Below are 18,514 nucleotides of genomic sequence, written 5' to 3' on the forward strand. Positions count from 1 at the left end.
CATTTCCGCTCGAACGGACGCGCCTGGGCGGCTCATGACGATCAAGCAATGGCAGCGCCGACCGTCGGCGTTCTCGCGGCAGGCGCTCGTCGCGTACGCGGTGCTGGTCGTGTACGGCTCGCTGTATCCGTTTTCCGGATGGCGCTCGCTCGGTCTCGGGCCGTTCGCGTTCCTGACCGATCCGCTGCCGCGTTACCTGACGGCCTTCGATGTCCTCACCAACGTGCTCGGCTATATGCCGCTCGGCGCGCTGATCGTGCTCGCGCTGTATCCGCGCTGGCGCGGCTCGCTCGCGGTGTGCGCGGCGTTCGCGGGCGGCGCGCTGTTGTCGGGCGCGATGGAATCCATCCAGACGTATCTGCCGACGCGCGTCGCGTCCAACCTCGATCTCGCCGCCAATGCGCTCGGCGCTTTGATCGGCGGCGTGCTCGCAGCGCCCGCGACCAGCGCGCTGCTCGACCGCGGCTTGTTGCGGCGGATTCGCTTCACGTGGTTCGAGCGGCATGCGGCCTATGTGATCGGGCTGTCGGCGCTGTGGCCGTTCGCGTCGATGTTTCCTGCGCCGTATCTCTTCGGCGGCGGCGACTTGCCGCGCGTGCTGTGGGATGCGCTCGATCCGGCGATGCAGGACGCGATTCTCGCGTGGACGCCCGCCGCGTGGGACGTAGAAACGTGGCCCGACCGCCTCGGCGCGCTGTTGTCCGACGAATCGTGGGAAGCAATGATTACGTCGTCGAATCTTTTCGCGGCGCTCGTGCTCGTCACGCTGCTCACGCGCGAGCGCGCGCCGCGCATCCGGCTGATGCTGGGGCTGATCGTCGCGACGCTGGTTGCGAAGGCGGGCGCGTCGTTCCTGCAATCGCGCGCCGGGCTGACCTTCGACTGGGCGACGGACGGCGCGCTCGAAGGCATCGGGATCGGCGCGGTGGCGGGCGTGCTGGCCGTGTCGCTGCCGCGCGCGCTGCGAGCGGCGCTCGCGGGCGCGGCGCTCGTCGTGGGACTCGCGCTCGTGAATCTGCTGCCGGTGAATCCGTACTTCGACATCGTGCTCGCGGATTGGCGGCAGGGGCGGTATCTGCATTTCAACGGGCTGCTGCACTGGCTCGCGTGGGTGTGGCCGTATGCGGCGTTGGGATGGCTGGCGTCGGCGGCGGAAAGGGCGTGGATGGGTAGGCGGCGGGGCGGGGGAGATGGTGCGGGCGGGGATCGCTAGATTGCCAACTCCCGCCGACCGCTCTGCATGGGGCGGGAGTAAGGCGCTAAAGCGCCAACTCCCGCCGACCGCCTTGCATGGGGCGGGAGTAAGGCGCTGAAGCGCCAACTCCCGCCGACAGCTCTGCATGGGGCGGGAGTAAGGCGCTAAAGCGCCAACTCCCGCCGACACGTCCCCCGACATCGCTCGCTATAATCGACCGACACCCCCATCGCCGGACGCTCATGGACTCCTTCTACAAGTACCACGTGTTCTTCTGCCTGAATCAGCGCGATGCCGACGCCTCGCGTCCCAGTTGCGCCAACTGCAATGCGCAAGCCATGCAGGAGCACGCAAAAAAGCGCGTGAAGAAGCTCGGCCTCGCAGGCGAAGGCAAGGTGCGCATCAACAAGGCCGGGTGTCTCGACCGCTGCGAACAAGGGCCGGTCGTCGTGGTGTATCCGGAAGGCATCTGGTACACGTATGTCGATGAGACCGACATCGACGAGATCGTCGATTCGCATCTCGCCAACGGCAAGATCGTCGAGCGTCTTCTGATCGATCAACCCGCCTGACGCCCGTCTTCATGAACGCGCAAACAGAAAAATTCCTCATCGACGGCCCGGCGGGCAAGATCGAAGTCGCGCTCGATCGCACGGAGTCCGCGCCGCGCGGCATCGCCCTCGTCGCGCACCCGCATCCGCTTTTCGGCGGGACGATGGACAACAAGGTCGCGCAAACGCTCGCGCGCACCTTCGTGCAGCTCGGCTATACGACGTATCGCTCCAATTTTCGCGGCGTCGGCCAGACCGAAGGCGAGCACGACAACGGCATCGGCGAGCGCGAAGACCTGCTCGCGGTCATCGAGCACATGCGCGCGCAGCCCGGTCAGCGCGACATGCCGATCGTGCTCGCGGGCTTTTCCTTCGGCACCTTCGTGCTGTCGCATGTCGCCAAGCGCATGCAGGAAAGCGGGCAACCCATCGAGCGCATGGTCTTCGTCGGCACGGCGGCAAGCCGCTGGGAAGTGGCGCCCGTCCCCGAGAACACGCTCGTGATTCATGGCGAAGTGGACGATACCGTGCCCATCGCCTCCGTCTACGACTGGGCGCGGCCGCAGGAACTGCCGGTCGTCGTCATTCCGGGCGGCGAGCATTTCTTCCACCGCAAGCTGCATATTCTCAAGCGCGTGATCGTCGACGCCTGGCGTTAGGCTTCCGAAGGCTTTCGCCGCGCGCCGGCTCGCGCGGTCATCGGGAATCGACTTTTCGCTTAAGGCATCTCCTGAAAAAGCGCGAATGGGCGCTGGATTCGCGCAGATTCGCCGTAATCGCGCTCTTGGCCGCGCGTATAATGGCGCAGAATTTTTTCGCCGCGATTTCGCGTCACAACGTTGCGCTCGCACGCTGTGACCCGACGCTGCGGCGAAAGCCCGACGCCAGAGCGCCGGCTCTTTGCCGGCCCATGCGACGTTCGAGAACAAACGTTTGAGAACCGATGGCGCGGCCGTCTGTCGAATGTGCGCTCCTTCGCCGCGGCACCCCCGCGTGCCCGTTTCCGCCAGCAGGCGAAGAGCGCGACCGGCATGAACGGTCTGCCTGTTCAACCCGCGCTTCGCCGCCTTTCGGATCATCCCGGGCGGAGCGCCGATGCTCTTTCTGCCGACCGATCCTATGCGCTTTTTCCCTTCCGGCCTTTCTGTTTCGCCCGTCTCCGCTTTCGTTTCCACTACCGCCATTCACCGCCGCGCATTCAAGGCGGCCGTCGTGCTGCCGGCCGTGCTCGCTGCCGCGAGCGCGTTCGCGCAGGTGCCGCCGCCCGCGGTGACGGCGCATTCGTGGGTGCTCGTCGATGCCACGAGCAATCAGGTGCTCGCATCCGGCAATCCGGATGAACGCGTCGAGCCGGCGTCGCTCACGAAGCTGATGACCGCGTACCTCGTCTTCGACGCGCTCAAGTCCAAGAAGATCAACATGGACCAGACGGTCATGCCGACCGAGGCCGTGCGCCGCGTGAGGACTGACGAGTCGCGCATGTTCATCGAGGCGAACAAGCCGGTCACGGTGCATGACCTCGTGTACGGCATGATCATCCAGTCGGGCAACGACGCGGCCATCGCGCTCGCGGAACTCGTCGGTGGCAGCGAGGCCAACTTCGTCAATCTGATGAACGGCGCGGCGCAACGCATCGGCATGAAGCACACGCACTATGCGGACGTGAACGGCATGCCCGATCCGCAGCACTACACGACGGCAGGCGACCTCGCCGTGCTGTCGACGCGCCTGATCCGCGACTTCCCCGAGTACTACAGCATCTTCTCGGAGAAGGAGTTCACGTACAACAAGATCAAGCAGCCGAACCGCAACCGCTTGCTGTGGCTCGATCCGAGCGTCGACGGTCTCAAGACCGGTCACACGAAAGCGGCGGGCTATTGCCTGATCGCCACGGCCAAGCGTTCGCTGCCGGGCATGCCGGACGCGAGCCGCCGTCTCGTCGCCGTGATGATGGGCGAGCCGAAGGAATCGGCGCGCGTGCAGGACAGCCTCAAGATGCTGAACTACGGCTACACCGCGTATGACGCGCTGCGCCTCTACAAGGCCAATCAGGTGATCGAATCGCCGCGCGTGTACAAGGGCGCCTCCGACAACGTGCAGGCGGGCGTCGAGACGGATCAATACATCACGGTGCCGAAGGGCCTGGGCGACAAGGTCAAGCCGACTATCACGCGCAACGATTTGCTGATCGCGCCGATCAAGAAGGGCCAGCAGATCGGCACCGTGCGCATGGTGGCGGACGGCAAGGACGTCGCGCAGTTCCCGCTCGTCGCGTTGCAGGACGTGCCGCAAGCCGGTCTCTTCGGCCGCCTGTGGGATTCCGCCCTGCTGATGTGGCAAAAGAAGAAGTAATCGCGTTTTCTGTTCCAACGGAGCGGTTCGAATGAGCCAAAGCCAAGCCGACGACTTCAACCCGACGGTCTATCTGAACGGCGAGTGGGGACCGCTTTCCGAAGCGCGCATCTCGGTGCTGGATCGGGGCTTCATTTTCGGCGACGGCGTCTATGAAGTCGTGCCGCTTTACGCGCAGGGCGGCGGCGCGCGTCTGCCGTTTCGGCTCGCGCAGCATCTCGCGCGGCTGAACCGGAGCCTCGGCAAGATCCGCATCGAAAATCCGTTCGACGACGCCGGCTGGCGCGCGCTCATCGCCCGCGCGATCGACGCGAACGCCGGTCCGGGCGACGCCCTCGTCTACATTCAGGTGACGCGCGGCGTCGCGAAAAAGCGCGGGCACGCGTTCCCGGCCGGCATCACGCCGACCGTTTTCGTGATGTTGAGCCCGCTCGTGCTGCCGAGCGCCGCGAGCCGCGCGCAAGGCGCCGTCGCGGTGACGGCCGAGGACAAGCGCTGGCTGCATTGCGACATCAAATCGGTTTCGCTGCTCGGCAACGTGCTGATGGCGCAGCACGCGGCGGAAAACGACGCGCTCGAAACCATTCAGTTGCGCGACGGCTTGCTTACCGAAGGATCGTCCTCAAATGTGTGGGTAGTGAAGGACGGTGCGCTGCTGGGCGTGCCGCGCGGCCCGCGCATTCTCGAAGGCATCCGGTACGGACTGGTCGAGGAGCTCGCGGCCGAGGCGGGCATTCGGTTCGAGGAACGCGACATCACCGAGGCCGAACTGCGCGCCGCCGACGAAATCATGATCACCTCGGCGACCAAAGAAGTCATGCCGATCACGACGCTCGACGGCCAGGCCGTCGGCAACGGGCGTCCCGGCCCGGTCTATGCTGCGCTGTATGACGCCTACCAGCGGGCGAAGTCGCGCGAGTTCGCGCAGCAGGCGGGACGCGCCGGTTAAGGAGAAACCCATGTCCGATTCATTCGATTCGAAGCCGCAGTCGGCCGATCCGACGCAGGCCAGCAGCACCGACGAGCTGTTCAATTTCCCCTGCGATTTCCCGATCAAGGTGATGGGCAAGTCGCATCCCGAGTTTCAGGACACCATCGTCACCGTGATCCGCGAGTTCGACAACGCGTTCGACGTCACGCGTGTCGAAGCGCGACCGTCGTCCGGCGGCAACTACACCGGCCTGACGTGCACGGTGCGCGCGCAGAACCGCGCGCATCTGGACGACATCTATCGCGCGCTCACCGGCCACCCGATGGTCAAGGTAGTGCTCTGAGATTGCCTGCGGCGGCGGGCGCATCGCACGCGGCGGGCGTGCGCTCGTAAAGCTGCCTGAACTTCTCCGCTTCGGAGAAGATCCACTCCCGAAACGCCTGCACGCGCTTGGTCGCCAGCAACTCCGGCGGACACACGAAGTAATAGGTCCACGGACTCGGACCATCCACATTGAAAAGCCTCACGAGCCGCCCGTCGATGATTTCCTGCATCGCGAGCGAGCGCCGCACGAGCGCGATCCCCTGGCCATCGATGGCCGCCTGCAGCAAATTCGACGAATCCTCGAACAAGACGCCGCGTTTCGGCTCCGGCATGTCCGGCAGGCCCGCTGCGTCGAACCACGGGCGCCATAGCTCGTCGCCGGAGCGCAGAAGCGGCATGTTCGCGAGATCGGCCGGCACGCGCGGCAGCGCGCCGCCGTTGAAGCGCGGCGAGCACGCCGGGAAAAACACTTCGTCGAGCAACGGCTCCGCGTGCACGCCCGCATATTTGCCATAGCCGAAGCGGATGGCCACGTCCACGTCGTCGCGGCTGAAGTCGGTAAGCGCGTTCGTCGACAGCAGTTCCAGGTCGAATTCCGGGTGCTTTTCGATGAAACCGCCCACGCGCGACGTGAGCCAGCGCGCCGAAAACGACGACAGCATGGACACGACGAGCCGCCGGTCCCGGTCGCCCGAGCGCATGCGCCGCGTCGATTCCGCGAGCGCGACGAGCGCCGCGCGCACATCCGCCGCGTACTGGCGGCCGCGGTCGGTGAGGCGCACGCGCTTGCCGTCGCGCGCGAAAAGCGCCACGCCCAGTTCGGCCTCCAGCGCGCGTATCTGATGACTGACCGCGCCGTGCGTGACGAAAAGCTCGTCGGCGGCGCGCGAAAAGCTCTCGTGACGGGCGGCGGCTTCGAAGGCCCGCAGCGCGTTCAGCGCGGGAAGCTGGCGCAGGTCCATGTGGATGTTCGCGGATGCGTTTGTCAATGCGGCTCACATAGCGGTGAAAATTGATCGTTTTGCCCGATGCCTTGCTACGCCTACGATTGTAGTCATCGAAACGTTCCGTTGGCGGAGTCGATCATGCGAGAAATATCAACAAGCGTCACGTTCGAAATCAATCCCGGCGAAACCGTGCCGATGCGCATTGCGCGCGGCACGCGGCTCACCGTGCACGGCAGCCCGGTCTGGGCGACACGCAGCAACGACATCGAGGATTACTGGCTCGCGCCTGGCGACCGGCTGAACCTGCGCGAACGCGAACGCCTATGGCTTTCGGCGGAAGGCGAGAAGCCCGCGCGCGTCGTGTTCACCATCGTGCCGCGTCGCGACGAGCGCGCGATTCGTTGGCTGTCCGCGCGCATCGAGCGGCTCGCGCTGCGTTTTCGCGCCGGCTGGCGCACCGTCTGACCGTGCGCATCGGTCCATCTTCGTCTTCACGGCCGGCGGGCATCGAGCGATTTCGGTAAACTACCGGGATCATGTCCGCCACGCCGCTTGCATTTTCTACCGAGCTTATCTCCGAGCCTGCCATCGACTTGCCCGGCGACGTCATTCTGCGCTGGCGCGGCCTCGAACCGTACGGCGAGAGTTTCGACGCGATGCGCGCGTTCACCGACGCCCGCACGCCCGACACGCCGGACGAAATCTGGCTCGTCGAGCATCCGCAGGTTTTCACGCTCGGTCTCGCGGGCGATCCCGCGCATCTGCTCTTGGCCGACAGCGGCATTCCGCTCGTCAAGGTGGACCGCGGCGGGCAGATCACGTATCACGGGCCGGGGCAGATCGTCGCGTATCTGCTCATCGACTTGCGCCGTCGCAAGCTCATGGTGCGCGAGATGGTGCGCCGTATCGAAGAGGCCGTGATCGAAACGCTTGCAACGTATAATCTGGCGACCGACCGCAAGGCGGGCGCGCCGGGCATTTACGTCGCCGCGCCGTCCGCGCTTCAGGCGCAGCGCGGCGCGAACGTTCGTTTGCACCAACTGCATAATGGCGCGAAGATCGCCGCGCTCGGGCTCAAGATCCGCAACGGCTGCAGCTATCACGGCGTCAGCCTGAACGTGAAGATGGACCTTCGGCCGTTCCTCGCGATCAACCCGTGCGGCTACGCGGGACTCGAAACGGTCGACATGGCGACGCTCGGCGTCGTGGCCGGCTGGCGCGATGTCGCACTCACGCTCGCCGAAAGACTGGCGCATCAGATCGACGGCACGCCGAGCGCCGCCGCTCAACCGCAAGACGGCGCGAGCCGTCCCGCTGCATCTACCGGATCAACCGAATGACTGACGCAACCGCAAACCTGGCAGGCGACACCGCTCCCGCTTCCCCGACGATCCCCGCGCCCTACGACGCCACCGCGAAACAAAAGGCGCAGGCGAAGACATCGCGCATTCCGATCAAGGTGGTGCCGATCGAGAAGCTGAAGAAGCCCGAGTGGATTCGCGTGCGCACGGCGACCGGCAATTCGCGTTTCAACGAGATCAAGCAGATTCTGCGCGAGCACAACCTGCACACCGTCTGCGAGGAAGCGAGCTGCCCGAATATCGGCGAATGCTTCGGCAAGGGCACGGCCACGTTCATGATCATGGGCGACAAGTGCACGCGCCGCTGCCCGTTCTGCGATGTCGGCCACGGCCGTCCCGATCCGCTCGATCCCGAGGAGCCGCTGAACCTCGCGCGCACCATCGGCGCGTTGAAGCTGAAGTATGTGGTCATCACGAGCGTCGACCGCGACGATCTGCGCGACGGCGGCGCGGCCCACTTCGTGGAGTGCATCCGCCAGGTGCGCGAGCATTCGCCGGAAACGCGCATCGAGATTCTGACGCCGGATTTTCGCGGGCGTCTGGATCGCGCGATCAATATTCTGACCGCCGCGCCGCCCGACGTGATGAACCACAACCTCGAAACGGTGCCGCGTCTTTATAAGGAGGCGCGTCCGGGTTCGGACTATCACCATTCGCTGAAGCTGCTGAAGGACTTCAAGGCGCTGCATCCGGAAGTCGCGACGAAGTCGGGCCTGATGGTCGGCCTGGGCGAAACGGAAGAGGAAATTCTTCAGGTGATGCGCGATCTGCGCGCGCACGACGTCGATATGCTGACTATCGGCCAGTATTTGCAGCCGTCGGAGCACCATCTGCCGGTGCGCGCTTACGTGCATCCGGATACGTTCAAGATGTACGAGGAAGAAGCGTACAAGATGGGCTTCACGCATGCGGCCGTCGGCGCGATGGTGCGGTCGAGTTATCACGCGGATGTGCAGGCGCACGGGGCGGGGGTGGTTTGATCGTCGTGCGGGGGCATCGTAAAAACCACGCGCTCGCGCGGACAGTCGATGGCGCCCCGGTTGTTCTCTCAGCGCCGCACGAGCCGTCGATTGAGTGACCGCAGGGCCGGGTTGCGGTTGACGCGCACGAGAATGCGCTGGCGGGGCGGGATCGAGGCACAGCGACGGCTCGTCGAAGCAGTCGCCATTGCTGTAGTCCGCGCATCTAGACAGCTTTTCCTTCGCCGCTAAAGAACTCCGACGCCCCAAATCTGGATGAACAAAAAAAAAGCACGCGAGGCAGTTCTTCCTGATTGATCTGCTGATTCTTTCAAGTACCGTCAGTCCCTCTGGGACGTTACGAATCACCCGGTCCTCGACGCGAATCCACAGCCTCGCAGCGAGCGTCCTGCTCCGGACTTTATGTATAGTAGGACGCCCGCTCGCTGCATGGAAAATCAGTGCAGATCAATGGGTCGGAATGTGTATTGATAGATCTCGCAAACATCGATGTTGCGACGGTCGATCACACGCCCACTTTCCATCACGGCCCGAAAGTCGTACATGCACCCGATTCTTCCGTCGTCGGTATCGACAATTGTCGACGAGTGCGGTCCGAGCACTTCCGGGCCGAGAAGGTCGGGGCCCCAGTACTGGTCATAAACGTGCGAAGCATAAAATTGGCTGATGGTATCGCTCGAACGATTCAAAAGCTGAATCTCCTTGTCGAAGCTGGCGTGGGCGCACGGAGACATGCCCAAACTCGCCACAGCCGCAAACACAGTCAGCGTCTTGATAAGAATTAGCCGGTTCATTTCCATTCTCCTAGGTTTCGTCGGTGATAGTGCCGACGTGGGCATATTCGGATTTGGGCGGCCTCAGTGAAATCCCCCATTTGTCATTCAATGGCGGGAAAGATGTCATGAGACGAACGACCGACGTCATTCTCGTCGATAGGACATTTGTCGGATTTCGGCTGCACGACTCTGGATGTACACTGCCTATACGACGAGAGGAACGAAAATGCATTCCGACGCACCGTTGAATGTGCTACTACTCGAAGACGAAGGCATTCAGCGCGCCGGCACGAAGGCCCTAATTCAGATGGCCGCGCCGAGAGCACAGATTCAGGAAGCTGGCTCTTATCAGGAGGCCATCAACCGACTCGCGGAGTCATGTTTTCACATCGCATTCCTCGACTATAACCTTCGTGATCAGCACAATGGCTTGGATGTGCTGAAAGCAATAAGACGAATGGAAGTCGACACTCGTGCCATCATTCTGTCTTCACATAGAGAGCGCGAGATAATTCTTGCATGTATCGACGCCGGCGCATCCGGTTACATCACAAAAGAGATGGATGCAACGGGAGTTTTCGAGAAAGCACTGCAAATTGTTTTTGAGGGGGGAATCTTTCTTCCGGCCACAGCCCTCGGCCGCGGCGCGTTTTCGCCAAATGTCTCCGTTCCACCCATGCCTACGTTAACCGACTCACTCGGACTTCACGGAAGAAAGCTCGAGGCTTTGTATTACCTTTGCCAAGGCCTGCCCAACAAATTGATCGCTCGAAAAATGGGCGTAGCGGAAGATACGGTTCGAAAAGACTACAATCCCTCGCTTTTCAGGTTATTCGGTGTTACTCGAAGAACGGAATTGATTCTGGAGGTCTCGCGACGTAATCTCATTGTCCCTAAGCCTAAATCCGAGTCTGAACATAACGACGACTAGCGCAGTTTATTTGATGAACCAGTTCGTCGGCGAGAAATGGCTTGGCGACGGTGTATGCAGATTCGGGCACCCATGCCGGTTTCCCGGCGCCGTCCAACAAAAAAACAAGCGGAATCTGGACGTCGAACGCGGCGGCGACTCGGGATATCGCACTGATATCGGGGGGTGCAGGGCTCGCCATCGCTTCAATTAGAACAGCGTCGGGCGGCATTTCGACAGCGCAGAGCAGTGCGTTCAATTCTTCGAACGAAGCTGCGGCTTCGGCGATTGCGCCGTACGATACTAGGCACTCAACGAGCGACTCGCGCACGAGCGTATCGCGTTCAAGTCCGATGATATATAAGCCGCGCAAGTCTTCTCCGGTGTGCTCGTGTGGCAACGGCTCGGTTGAGCGTTCCGTGGGTGTGTTGACGAGTGGAACTTGAACGGAAAACCGTGAACCCCGGCCTTCCACTGAGCGGAACTCTATCCGATGTTCGGCGAGCCGAGAAATCATTGCGTTTATCAAAGAAAGGCCCAGGCCGATTCCTTTGTCGTTATCGTTGAGATGATTGTTGATCTGAAAAAACGGCTTAAAGATGTCGCCCCAGTACTTCTCGCTGATCCCGATGCCGTTGTCCATAACATCGATACGCACTGAATGCCTTAGCCATACTACTGCAACGACGATCTTTGGCGATTTGTACGTGTCCCGGTATTTAATGCTATTGCTTATCAGATTGCAAAGAATCCTATGAAGAAAGGAGTGGTCGGTTAGAATAAGCAGGTCTTCGTGGCTGCTGGGTTTGTATTTTATCCACGTTGTCGAGCTTTCTGCTGCGATGCGCATGGAATCAATGACTGATCGTGTTAGGCGATTAGGGTTGACGCTTTCATAGACCGGGGTCGTAAGACCGGATTCGATCCGTGAGAAGTCGAGAACGTTGTTGAACGAAGCATTCATGATTTGGCCGGCCTGCTTGAGACGCTTCAGATACGCGGCCAGCAAGTCGAATTGCTTGTCGTCCAAGGCTTTTTGAATCGGAGGGAGCAGCGTAAGCATCGCAGTTGCCGGTTGACGGACGTCGTGGATCGCGCAGGAAATAAAGAAGGACTTTTCCTTATGTCCCTCTTCCGCCAGACGCCTTCGTTCTTCCATGCTTTTGATTAGCGCCGTTGTTTTATTCTCGAGGTCTAGTTGCGCATCCCGCAGTTCGTCATTGAGCTTGCTAAGCTGTACATTCTTTGCATGCTCTTCGGCTTTGGACTCGTCGAGCTTCTGCTGGCGGAGAAAAATCGCGCGGGATGTCCTTTCTAGTTCGGTGACGACGGCCAGGCCAACCAGAATAAGCGTCAAGAGATAGCTAGCAGAAGTCCACATGTTGTATGGCGCCGGCTCCGAAAAAGCGCTTCGGACTTGCGGATCCGTCGAGCGGAGATACATCGCCAGAATGGTGGATAAGCCGCATATGAGGCTGAGGTGGATGGTCGGTCGTGAAAGGAGCCGCGAAAGGCCATATACAAAGATCAAAATCAGGCACAGCCCAGAATAAAAGTAGATCGCCCAATAGGTGATTGGTGCGATGCAAGCAATCAGCAGCATGATCATGTAAACAACGATCCCGTGCAAGACGATAAGGCGACTCGCTCGCAATTCGTCGCTAAATGAATCACTCCCGGATTCTTTAATGAAATTCAGAATGACAACGATGCCGAACGACCGCAGTAAGAGTATGGCTGCCGCCACGTGTGCATATTTGCTATCAGAAAAGGCGAAGACAACGTCCCAACCCGTGAAAATCAGCCACGTGATCAGCGATAATACGACTGCGGCTCGTCGATACCCGCAGTAGTGGGGGCCATAATACGCCAGATAGCTCGATTCAAGCGACGCTTCGAAGCGTCGCGGCGGGGCGAAAATAATCCACCAGCGAAAGCGGAATTCTCTCGTGTCAGTCGCTCTTGTGTGAGACCTTGGCCGAGAGAAGCTATACATGAAGTCACCCCGCTCGTTATTGTTCAGCGGAATAAAGACGACCGACGCATCGCGGGCTTCTGCAAATGTTAGGAAAGAAACGTGCGCAGGAAAAGGCTCATCGTCGTCAATTCTTCGGCGACGATTGACCAGATCAATTTTCGCTCACTCGGTCGCTTTTCGGATTACGAGCTTGGACGCCGCAAGAGTCGACCGGCCCCGAACTCGCGGTAACATCATGTCGCTTCTGCTCGCCCCTTTTCTTCTCGATACATTTCGCGGCTGGCAGCCGCAGCATTCTTCGTCAGACGACTTAATGCATATTTCATCCGCGCAGCGAAGCGATTTCTGATCGGAGGTCTCGATATCTGGCGAGATGTCCAGTTTGAGGCTATTGGAGAGAATCCGCGCAGACTCCTCGCGGTCAAAGGGCAGCAAAATGCTCAAGAGTGTCCGACTTATCGGACAGCCGCGCTCCCCTTTTCCGGAAACCCGGAGCCGCGATACCCCGCGTTCGGCCCAGCGCCTTTGGTTTCAACGGCTTAGACGCATCCTCACACTGGCATCACCCTTGCATAAATGGAATCAAGGCCCGCGAAGCCGCCCATAAAACCCAAGGAGACAAGCCGATGCCCCCTTTCGCACTCAACCGACCCTGATCCGTCGACGTAGCGGCTCTCGCTAACGCGACGCGATCCGGCACGCGCGGTTTCCCGCCACGCGTCGCCGCCTTGCCCGCACTTCGCGGCTCGCCGCTGGCGCTTTCATTGCCAACTGCTGATATTGCCTGGAACCATCGTGAAGAAACCTTTCTACAAAGTCCTGTACGTGCAGGTGCTCGTGGCCATTGCCATCGGTATTGCGCTCGGGCATTTCTATCCCTCGCTCGCCACCGACATGAAGCCGCTCGGCGACGGCTTCATCAAGCTCATCAAAATGGTCATCGGGCCGATCATTTTCTGCACCGTCGTGACCGGCATCGCCGGCATGGAGGACATGAAGAAAGTCGGGCGCGTCGGCGGCAAGGCGCTTTTGTACTTCGAAGTCGTCTCGACGTTCGCGCTGATTCTCGGCCTCTTCGCGACGCACCTGCTGCGGCCGGGCGTCGGCTTCAACGTCGATCCGGCGACGCTCGATCACAAGGCCATCGACACATACGCCGCGAAAGCCGCGCACGGTCAAAGCGCCGTCGATTTCTTCCTGCACATCATCCCGGACACGCTTTCGTCCGCGTTCGCGCAAGGCGAAATCCTCCAGATCCTCTTGATCGCGCTGTTGTTCGGCGCGGTGCTCGCGCATCTCGGCGAGCGCGGCAGGCCGGTGACGAGCTTCATCGAAAGCCTGTCGAGCGTGCTCTTCGGCATGGTCGGCATCATCACGAAGCTGGCGCCCATCGGCGCGTTCGGCGCGATGGCGTTCACCATCGGCAAATACGGCATCGGCTCGCTCCTGCCCATGCTGAAGCTCATCGGCACGTTCTATCTGACGTCCATCGTGTTCGTCGTGGTCGTGCTCGGCCTCATCGCGCGCATGGTCGGCTTCTCGGTGCTGCGCTTTGTCGCGTACATCAAGGAAGAAATGCTGATCGTGCTCGGCACGAGTTCGTCCGAAGCCGCGCTGCCGCAACTGATGCTGAAGCTCGAAAAGCTCGGCTGCTCGCGCTCGGTCGTGGGTCTCGTCGTGCCGACCGGCTATTCGTTCAATCTCGACGGCACCAACATCTACATGACGATGGCGGTGCTCTTCATCGCGCAGGCGACCAACACCGACCTGTCGTGGGGCCAGCAGTTGACGCTGCTCGCAGTGACGATGCTGACCTCGAAGGGCGCGAGCGGCGTGACCGGGGCGGGCTTCATCACGCTGGCCGCGACGCTTGCGGTGGTGCCGACCATTCCGCTGTCGGGCATGGTGCTGATTCTTGGCGTCGACCGCTTCATGAGCGAATGCCGCGCGCTGACGAACATCGTCGGCAATGGCGTGGCGACGGTGGTCATCTCGGCATGGGAGCGTGAACTCGACCGCGCCAAGCTGCGCGCGGCCTTGCATCGCAATGTGGACGTGACCGAAGAGGCCGAAACGGTCTAAAGCGACTCGGGACGGACGCGGTCATGCGAGCGGCGAAGCCTCCGACAGCGGACGCTTCGCCGCGCGCGTTTCGGCAGGCTTATCCAGAAAACGCGTATGCCACAATGAGGGATTCTCAATCGCGGGAATCTCATCACGTGACGCGCCGCATCCTCGTGTTCTTTGCGCTCGCCGCGCTGCTCACGGCGTGCTGCGCGCTCACGTGGCACGTCGAGCGGCAGCGCGGCATCGACGAGTTGCGGCGCAACGCGGCGGCGCGCGTCGATCGCACGACGAGCACGCTGAAAAGCACGCTCGACCGCTACGAATATCTGCCGTATCTGCTCTCGCGCCATCCGTTCGTGCAGGACGTGCTCGTCTCGCCCGATGCGCGCAATGTCGATCGCGCGAACCGCTATCTCGAAGACCTCAACCGCCGCGCGCATGCCACGGCGACTTACCTGATTCGCGCCGACGGTTACTGTGTCGCGGCAAGCAACTGGCGCGGGCCGGACAGCTTCATCGGCGTGGAATATCACTTCCGGCCCTATTTCGTCGATGCCGTGAAAGGTGGCGTCGGGCGATTCTTCGGACTCGGGACGATTTCGCTCGAACCGGGGTACTACATCTCGCAGCCGGTGTATCAGGAAGGCGGGCACGAACTGATCGGCGTGGCGGTCGTCAAGCTGAATCTCGAATGGCTGCAAGGCGCGGATGCGTCCGAGCCGCTCCTCGTCACCGACGACCACGGCGTGATCTTTCTGTCCTCGGTGCCGTCGTGGAAATATCACACGGTGCGGCCGCTGCCGCAGAGCGTCGAGGCGTCGGTGTATCAGACGCGCCAGTACGCGCAGCAGCCGATCACGCCGCTGCCCCTGTCCGTCGTCGAAACGCTCGAAGGCGGCGCGCAGATCGTGCGCGTCGGAGGCGGACACAACGCGCCGAGTTTCCTGGAGACGCGCCGTTCGATCGGCGAGCCGGACTGGCAACTCATCACGATGGCGCCGCTCGATCCGGTCGAAAGCGCGGCGCAGACGGCGGTCGTCGTGACCGCGCTCGTCTTTGTGTCGCTGTGTCTGCTCGCGTTCTACTGGCGCATGCGGCGCGCGCGCGTGCGCGAGATGATACGCAGCCGCGAGCTGTTGCAGGCGGCGTATGCGGAACTGAATCAGCGCGTGGCGGAGCGCACGGCGGACTTGTCTCAGGCCAATGCGCAGCTCACGAAGGAAGTGAACGAACGCACGCGCGCCGAGCAGGACCTGCGCGCCGCGCACGACGAACTTATTCAGGCGAGCAAACTGGCCGCGCTCGGGCAGATGGCGGCGGGCATCACGCACGAGCTGAATCAGCCGCTTGCCGCGTTACGCAGTTTCTCGGACAACACGCGCGTGTTGATCGAGCGCGGCGATCAGGCGGCCGCGCGCGAGAATCTCGAAGCCATTGCCGCGCTGACCGAGCGCATGGGCAAGATCACGAATCAACTGAAACTCTTCGTCGCGAAGGCGCGGCCCAAGAACGCGCGCACGGATGTCGCGCGGGCGCTGCGCAACGTGCTCGGCATGCTCGGGCCGCGTCTGAAGGACGTCGTGCTCGACATTGCCCCGGAACTCGAAGGCGATGCCGCGCCGATCATGGTCCGCTGCGAAGATTTGCGGCTGGAGCAGATTTTCATCAACCTGATCGGCAATGCGCTGGATGCCGTCGCCTCCTGCGATGCCCCGCGCATCGTGATCGAACTGGACGCGCGAGCGGATGCGGTGGAGATCGTCGTGCGCGACAACGGGCCGGGCATTCCCGCCGACGCGTTGCCGCACCTGTTCGAGCCGTTCTTCACGACGAAGGAGACAGGGCACGGGCTGGGACTCGGGCTCGCGATTTCGTCGGCGATCGCGCGGGACTACGGCGGCACGCTCGTCGCGCGCAATCGCGTGGCGCCCATCGTCGCGGACGGCCCGGAAGGCGGCACGCAAGCCGACGCCGATCACTCGCACGGCGCAGAATTCGTGTTGACGCTGCGGCGCGCGTAGCCATTTGAATCGAGGCAAGACATGACCACCGGTTTGCAGGTGATCTTTATCGAAGACGACGAGCTCGTGCGCCGCGCGAGCGTGCAGAGCCTGCAACTAGCGGGCTTCGAGGTGGCGGGCCACGGCAGCGTCGAATCGGCCGCGCGCGCCATCGACGCGAATTTTCCCGGCGTGATCGTGAGCGACATCCGTCTGCCGGGCGCGAGCGGCCTCGATTTGCTCGCGCAATGCCGCGAACGCGCGCCGGACGTGCCCGTGATTCTCGTCACCGGACACGGCGATATTTCGATGGCCGTGCAAGCGATGCGCGACGGCGCGTACGATTTCATCGAAAAGCCGTTCGCCTCCGAGCGTCTCGTGGAAGCGGTGCGGCGCGCGCTCGAACGGCGCACGCTGGTGCTGGAGAATCAGGCGCTGCGGCGCGAGTTGGCCGACCAGAGCGGCGTCGCGCCGCGCATCATCGGGCGCAGTCCGGCCATCGAACAGGTGCGGCGGCTGATCGCGAATGTCGCGCCGACGGACGCCTCGGTGCTCATCAACGGCGACACGGGCGCGGGCAAGGAACTGATCGCGCGGAGCTTGCATGAGATGTCGCCGCGCCGCGACAAGCCGTTTATCGCGGTGAACTGCGGCGCGCTGCCCGAGCCGATGTTCGAGTCCGAAATGTTCGGCTTCGAAGCGGGCGCGTTCACGGGCGCGCAGAAGCGGCGCATCGGCAAGCTGGAGCACGCATCGGGCGGCACGCTCTTTCTCGACGAAATAGAAAGCATGCCGCTCTCGCTGCAAGTGAAGCTGCTGCGCGTGTTGCAGGACGGCGTGCTGGAACGGCTCGGCTCGAACCAGCCGGTGCAGGCGAATCTGCGCGTGGTGGCGGCGGCCAAGGGCGACATGAACGAGCATGTCGCGGACGGCACGTTCCGGCGCGACCTGCTGTACCGGCTCAACGTCGTGACCATCACGCTGCCGCCGCTCAACGAGCGCCGCGAGGACATCGTGCCGCTTTTCGAACACTTTCTGCTGGATGCCGCCGTGCGCTACGGCCGGCCTGCGCCGCTCATCACGGACCGGCAGCGCGCCGAACTGATGCAGCGCGACTGGCCCGGCAACGTGCGCGAACTGCGCAACGCGGCGGATCGCATGGTGCTCGGCGTGATGGACGACGTGAGCGCGTCGCTCGACACGGCGACGCAATCGCTCAAGGAGCGCGCCGAGCAGTTCGAGCGCGCGGTCATCGCGGAAACGCTGGAGCAGTGCGGCGGCGCGGTCGCGGTGGCGGCGGACCGCCTTCAGGTAGGCAAGGCGACGCTCTACGAGAAGATCAAGCGTTACGGGCTCGCCGCGAAAGGCGATTCGGACCGCTAGAAACGACAACGCCCGCATAAGCGGGCGTCATCTTGAGACGGGCTGCACTTACGCCGCAGAGCCGAGCGCCTTCTCCAGCAGCGCATCCAGTTCCGCGAACGTCGGCTCGCCGACATAGCGCTTGAGGATCTTGCCGTTTTTGTCGACGACGAAGGTAGTCGGCGTCAGTTGCACGTTGCCGAACTGCTTGGCGGCGCTGCCGTCGTCCATCGCGACCTTGAACGGCAGGTTGCGCGTCTGCGCGTAATTGCTGACGTACATCGGCGCGTCGTAGTTCATGGCGACCGCGACGAATTCCAGCCCGCGCCCCTTGAACTTGTTGTACGTGTTGATCATCTCGGGCATTTCCTTCATGCATGTCTCGCAGCTCGTCGCCCAGAAGTTGACGAGATAGACCTTGCCCTTCAGATCCGCCGATGTCGAAATCTTCTGTCCCGACAGCAGCGTGAACGTGGCGTCCGGCACGCGCTGCTGGCCGCCGAACGCAAAGTAGCCGGTACAGGCGATCACGCCCGCGACGAGCGCCATGACGACATAGCGCAGCGGGCTTTTGGCGCGGCCGGAAGTATCTTGCGTGGTTTGGGACATGGGAACCTCGGATTGCAGAGTCGAGCGCCGTAAGCGGCGCAACCGCAATAGGAAAGTGCCGGTTATTTTAGCGCCAAACGCCCGGCGGCATCATGCCGGAACCGAAGGCCCGGCATCGCGGCGCGATAATGATGCTTTCTCACGCAAAGAATCGGACATGAAGCAGGCTTT

General features: G+C 62.4%; 17 protein-coding genes. 13 read left to right on the plus strand and 4 right to left on the minus strand.

Going from position 1 to position 18,514, the window contains the following annotated elements; all coding sequences use genetic code 11:
- Positions 1-34 precede the first annotated feature (34 nt).
- From NCR35_RS02270 to NCR35_RS02295, 6 genes are all read left to right on the plus strand, one after another.
- Entirely contained in the window at positions 35-1,213 is a 1,179-nt protein-coding gene (locus NCR35_RS02270; RefSeq protein WP_244847736.1) for a VanZ family protein, read from the plus strand.
- 224 nt (positions 1,214-1,437) lie between these two features.
- Entirely contained in the window at positions 1,438-1,767 is a 330-nt protein-coding gene (locus tag NCR35_RS02275; protein ID WP_250532861.1) for a (2Fe-2S) ferredoxin domain-containing protein, read from the plus strand.
- 11 nt (positions 1,768-1,778) lie between these two features.
- Positions 1,779-2,405, plus strand: coding sequence for an alpha/beta hydrolase (locus tag NCR35_RS02280; protein ID WP_250532862.1), 627 nt, complete (start codon positions 1,779-1,781; stop codon positions 2,403-2,405).
- 460 nt (positions 2,406-2,865) lie between these two features.
- Positions 2,866-4,098 carry a D-alanyl-D-alanine carboxypeptidase family protein gene (locus tag NCR35_RS02285; RefSeq protein WP_250532999.1) on the plus strand — a complete coding sequence of 411 codons (1,233 nt, stop codon included), beginning with the start codon at positions 2,866-2,868 and terminating at the stop codon, positions 4,096-4,098.
- 31 nt (positions 4,099-4,129) lie between these two features.
- On the plus strand, positions 4,130-5,047 hold the full coding sequence (locus NCR35_RS02290; protein ID WP_250532863.1) for a D-amino acid aminotransferase: 918 nt from the start codon (positions 4,130-4,132) through the stop codon (positions 5,045-5,047).
- 10 nt (positions 5,048-5,057) lie between these two features.
- The gene (locus tag NCR35_RS02295) at positions 5,058-5,372 is read left to right on the plus strand and encodes a DUF493 family protein (protein ID WP_175939118.1); all 315 of its coding nucleotides are present in this window, start codon (positions 5,058-5,060) and stop codon (positions 5,370-5,372) included.
- Here NCR35_RS02295 and NCR35_RS02300 read toward each other — a convergent pair.
- Complete coding sequence (locus NCR35_RS02300; RefSeq protein WP_250533000.1) at positions 5,356-6,315, minus strand: transcriptional regulator GcvA; 960 nt, start codon at positions 6,313-6,315, stop codon at positions 5,356-5,358. The two genes, NCR35_RS02295 and NCR35_RS02300, sit on opposite strands and share 17 nt — an antisense overlap.
- A 123-nt stretch (positions 6,316-6,438) precedes the next feature.
- Here NCR35_RS02300 and NCR35_RS02305 point away from each other — a divergent pair, with 123 nt between their 5' ends.
- From NCR35_RS02305 to lipA, 3 genes are all read left to right on the plus strand, one after another.
- The gene (locus NCR35_RS02305; protein WP_175939120.1) at positions 6,439-6,765 is read left to right on the plus strand and encodes a DUF2917 domain-containing protein; all 327 of its coding nucleotides are present in this window, start codon (positions 6,439-6,441) and stop codon (positions 6,763-6,765) included.
- 71 nt (positions 6,766-6,836) lie between these two features.
- A complete protein-coding gene (lipB, locus tag NCR35_RS02310; RefSeq protein ID WP_250532864.1) occupies positions 6,837-7,640 on the plus strand; it encodes a lipoyl(octanoyl) transferase LipB in 804 nt (267 codons plus the stop codon).
- Positions 7,637-8,641: a lipoyl synthase gene (gene lipA, locus NCR35_RS02315; RefSeq protein ID WP_244847745.1), complete on the plus strand. Its 1,005-nt coding sequence runs from the start codon at positions 7,637-7,639 to the stop codon at positions 8,639-8,641. Before lipB ends, lipA begins: the two co-directional genes overlap by 4 nt.
- A gap of 437 nt (positions 8,642-9,078) precedes the next feature.
- Here the strand turns inward: lipA and NCR35_RS02320 are convergent, their stop codons facing one another.
- The gene (locus NCR35_RS02320; protein ID WP_250532865.1) at positions 9,079-9,435 is read right to left on the minus strand and encodes a hypothetical protein; all 357 of its coding nucleotides are present in this window, start codon (positions 9,433-9,435) and stop codon (positions 9,079-9,081) included.
- A gap of 208 nt (positions 9,436-9,643) precedes the next feature.
- On the opposite strand from NCR35_RS02320, the gene NCR35_RS02325 reads away from it, so the two are divergent.
- Entirely contained in the window at positions 9,644-10,348 is a 705-nt protein-coding gene (locus NCR35_RS02325) for a response regulator (RefSeq protein ID WP_250532866.1), read from the plus strand.
- On the opposite strand, the gene NCR35_RS02330 is transcribed toward NCR35_RS02325, so the two are convergent.
- Complete coding sequence (locus NCR35_RS02330) at positions 10,317-12,323, minus strand: sensor histidine kinase (protein WP_250532867.1); 2,007 nt, start codon at positions 12,321-12,323, stop codon at positions 10,317-10,319. The two genes, NCR35_RS02325 and NCR35_RS02330, sit on opposite strands and share 32 nt — an antisense overlap.
- 777 nt (positions 12,324-13,100) lie before the next feature.
- Here NCR35_RS02330 and NCR35_RS02335 point away from each other — a divergent pair.
- From NCR35_RS02335 to NCR35_RS02345, 3 genes are read left to right on the plus strand one after another with little or no spacing between them, the layout of a single operon-like run.
- Positions 13,101-14,387: a dicarboxylate/amino acid:cation symporter gene (locus NCR35_RS02335; protein WP_250532868.1), complete on the plus strand. Its 1,287-nt coding sequence runs from the start codon at positions 13,101-13,103 to the stop codon at positions 14,385-14,387.
- Between the two features lie 23 nt (positions 14,388-14,410).
- The gene (locus NCR35_RS02340) at positions 14,411-16,393 is read left to right on the plus strand and encodes a sensor histidine kinase (RefSeq protein WP_502801630.1); all 1,983 of its coding nucleotides are present in this window, start codon (positions 14,411-14,413) and stop codon (positions 16,391-16,393) included.
- A gap of 21 nt (positions 16,394-16,414) precedes the next feature.
- Positions 16,415-17,755, plus strand: coding sequence for a sigma-54-dependent transcriptional regulator (locus tag NCR35_RS02345; RefSeq protein WP_250532870.1), 1,341 nt, complete (start codon positions 16,415-16,417; stop codon positions 17,753-17,755).
- A gap of 48 nt (positions 17,756-17,803) precedes the next feature.
- On the opposite strand, the gene NCR35_RS02350 is transcribed toward NCR35_RS02345, so the two are convergent.
- Positions 17,804-18,343, minus strand: coding sequence for a TlpA disulfide reductase family protein (locus tag NCR35_RS02350; RefSeq protein WP_250532871.1), 540 nt, complete (start codon positions 18,341-18,343; stop codon positions 17,804-17,806).
- Between the last annotated feature and the right edge of the window lie 171 nt (positions 18,344-18,514).

It is taken from the genome of Caballeronia sp. AZ10_KS36 (assembly GCF_023631105.1).
Lineage (GTDB): Bacteria > Pseudomonadota > Gammaproteobacteria > Burkholderiales > Burkholderiaceae > Caballeronia.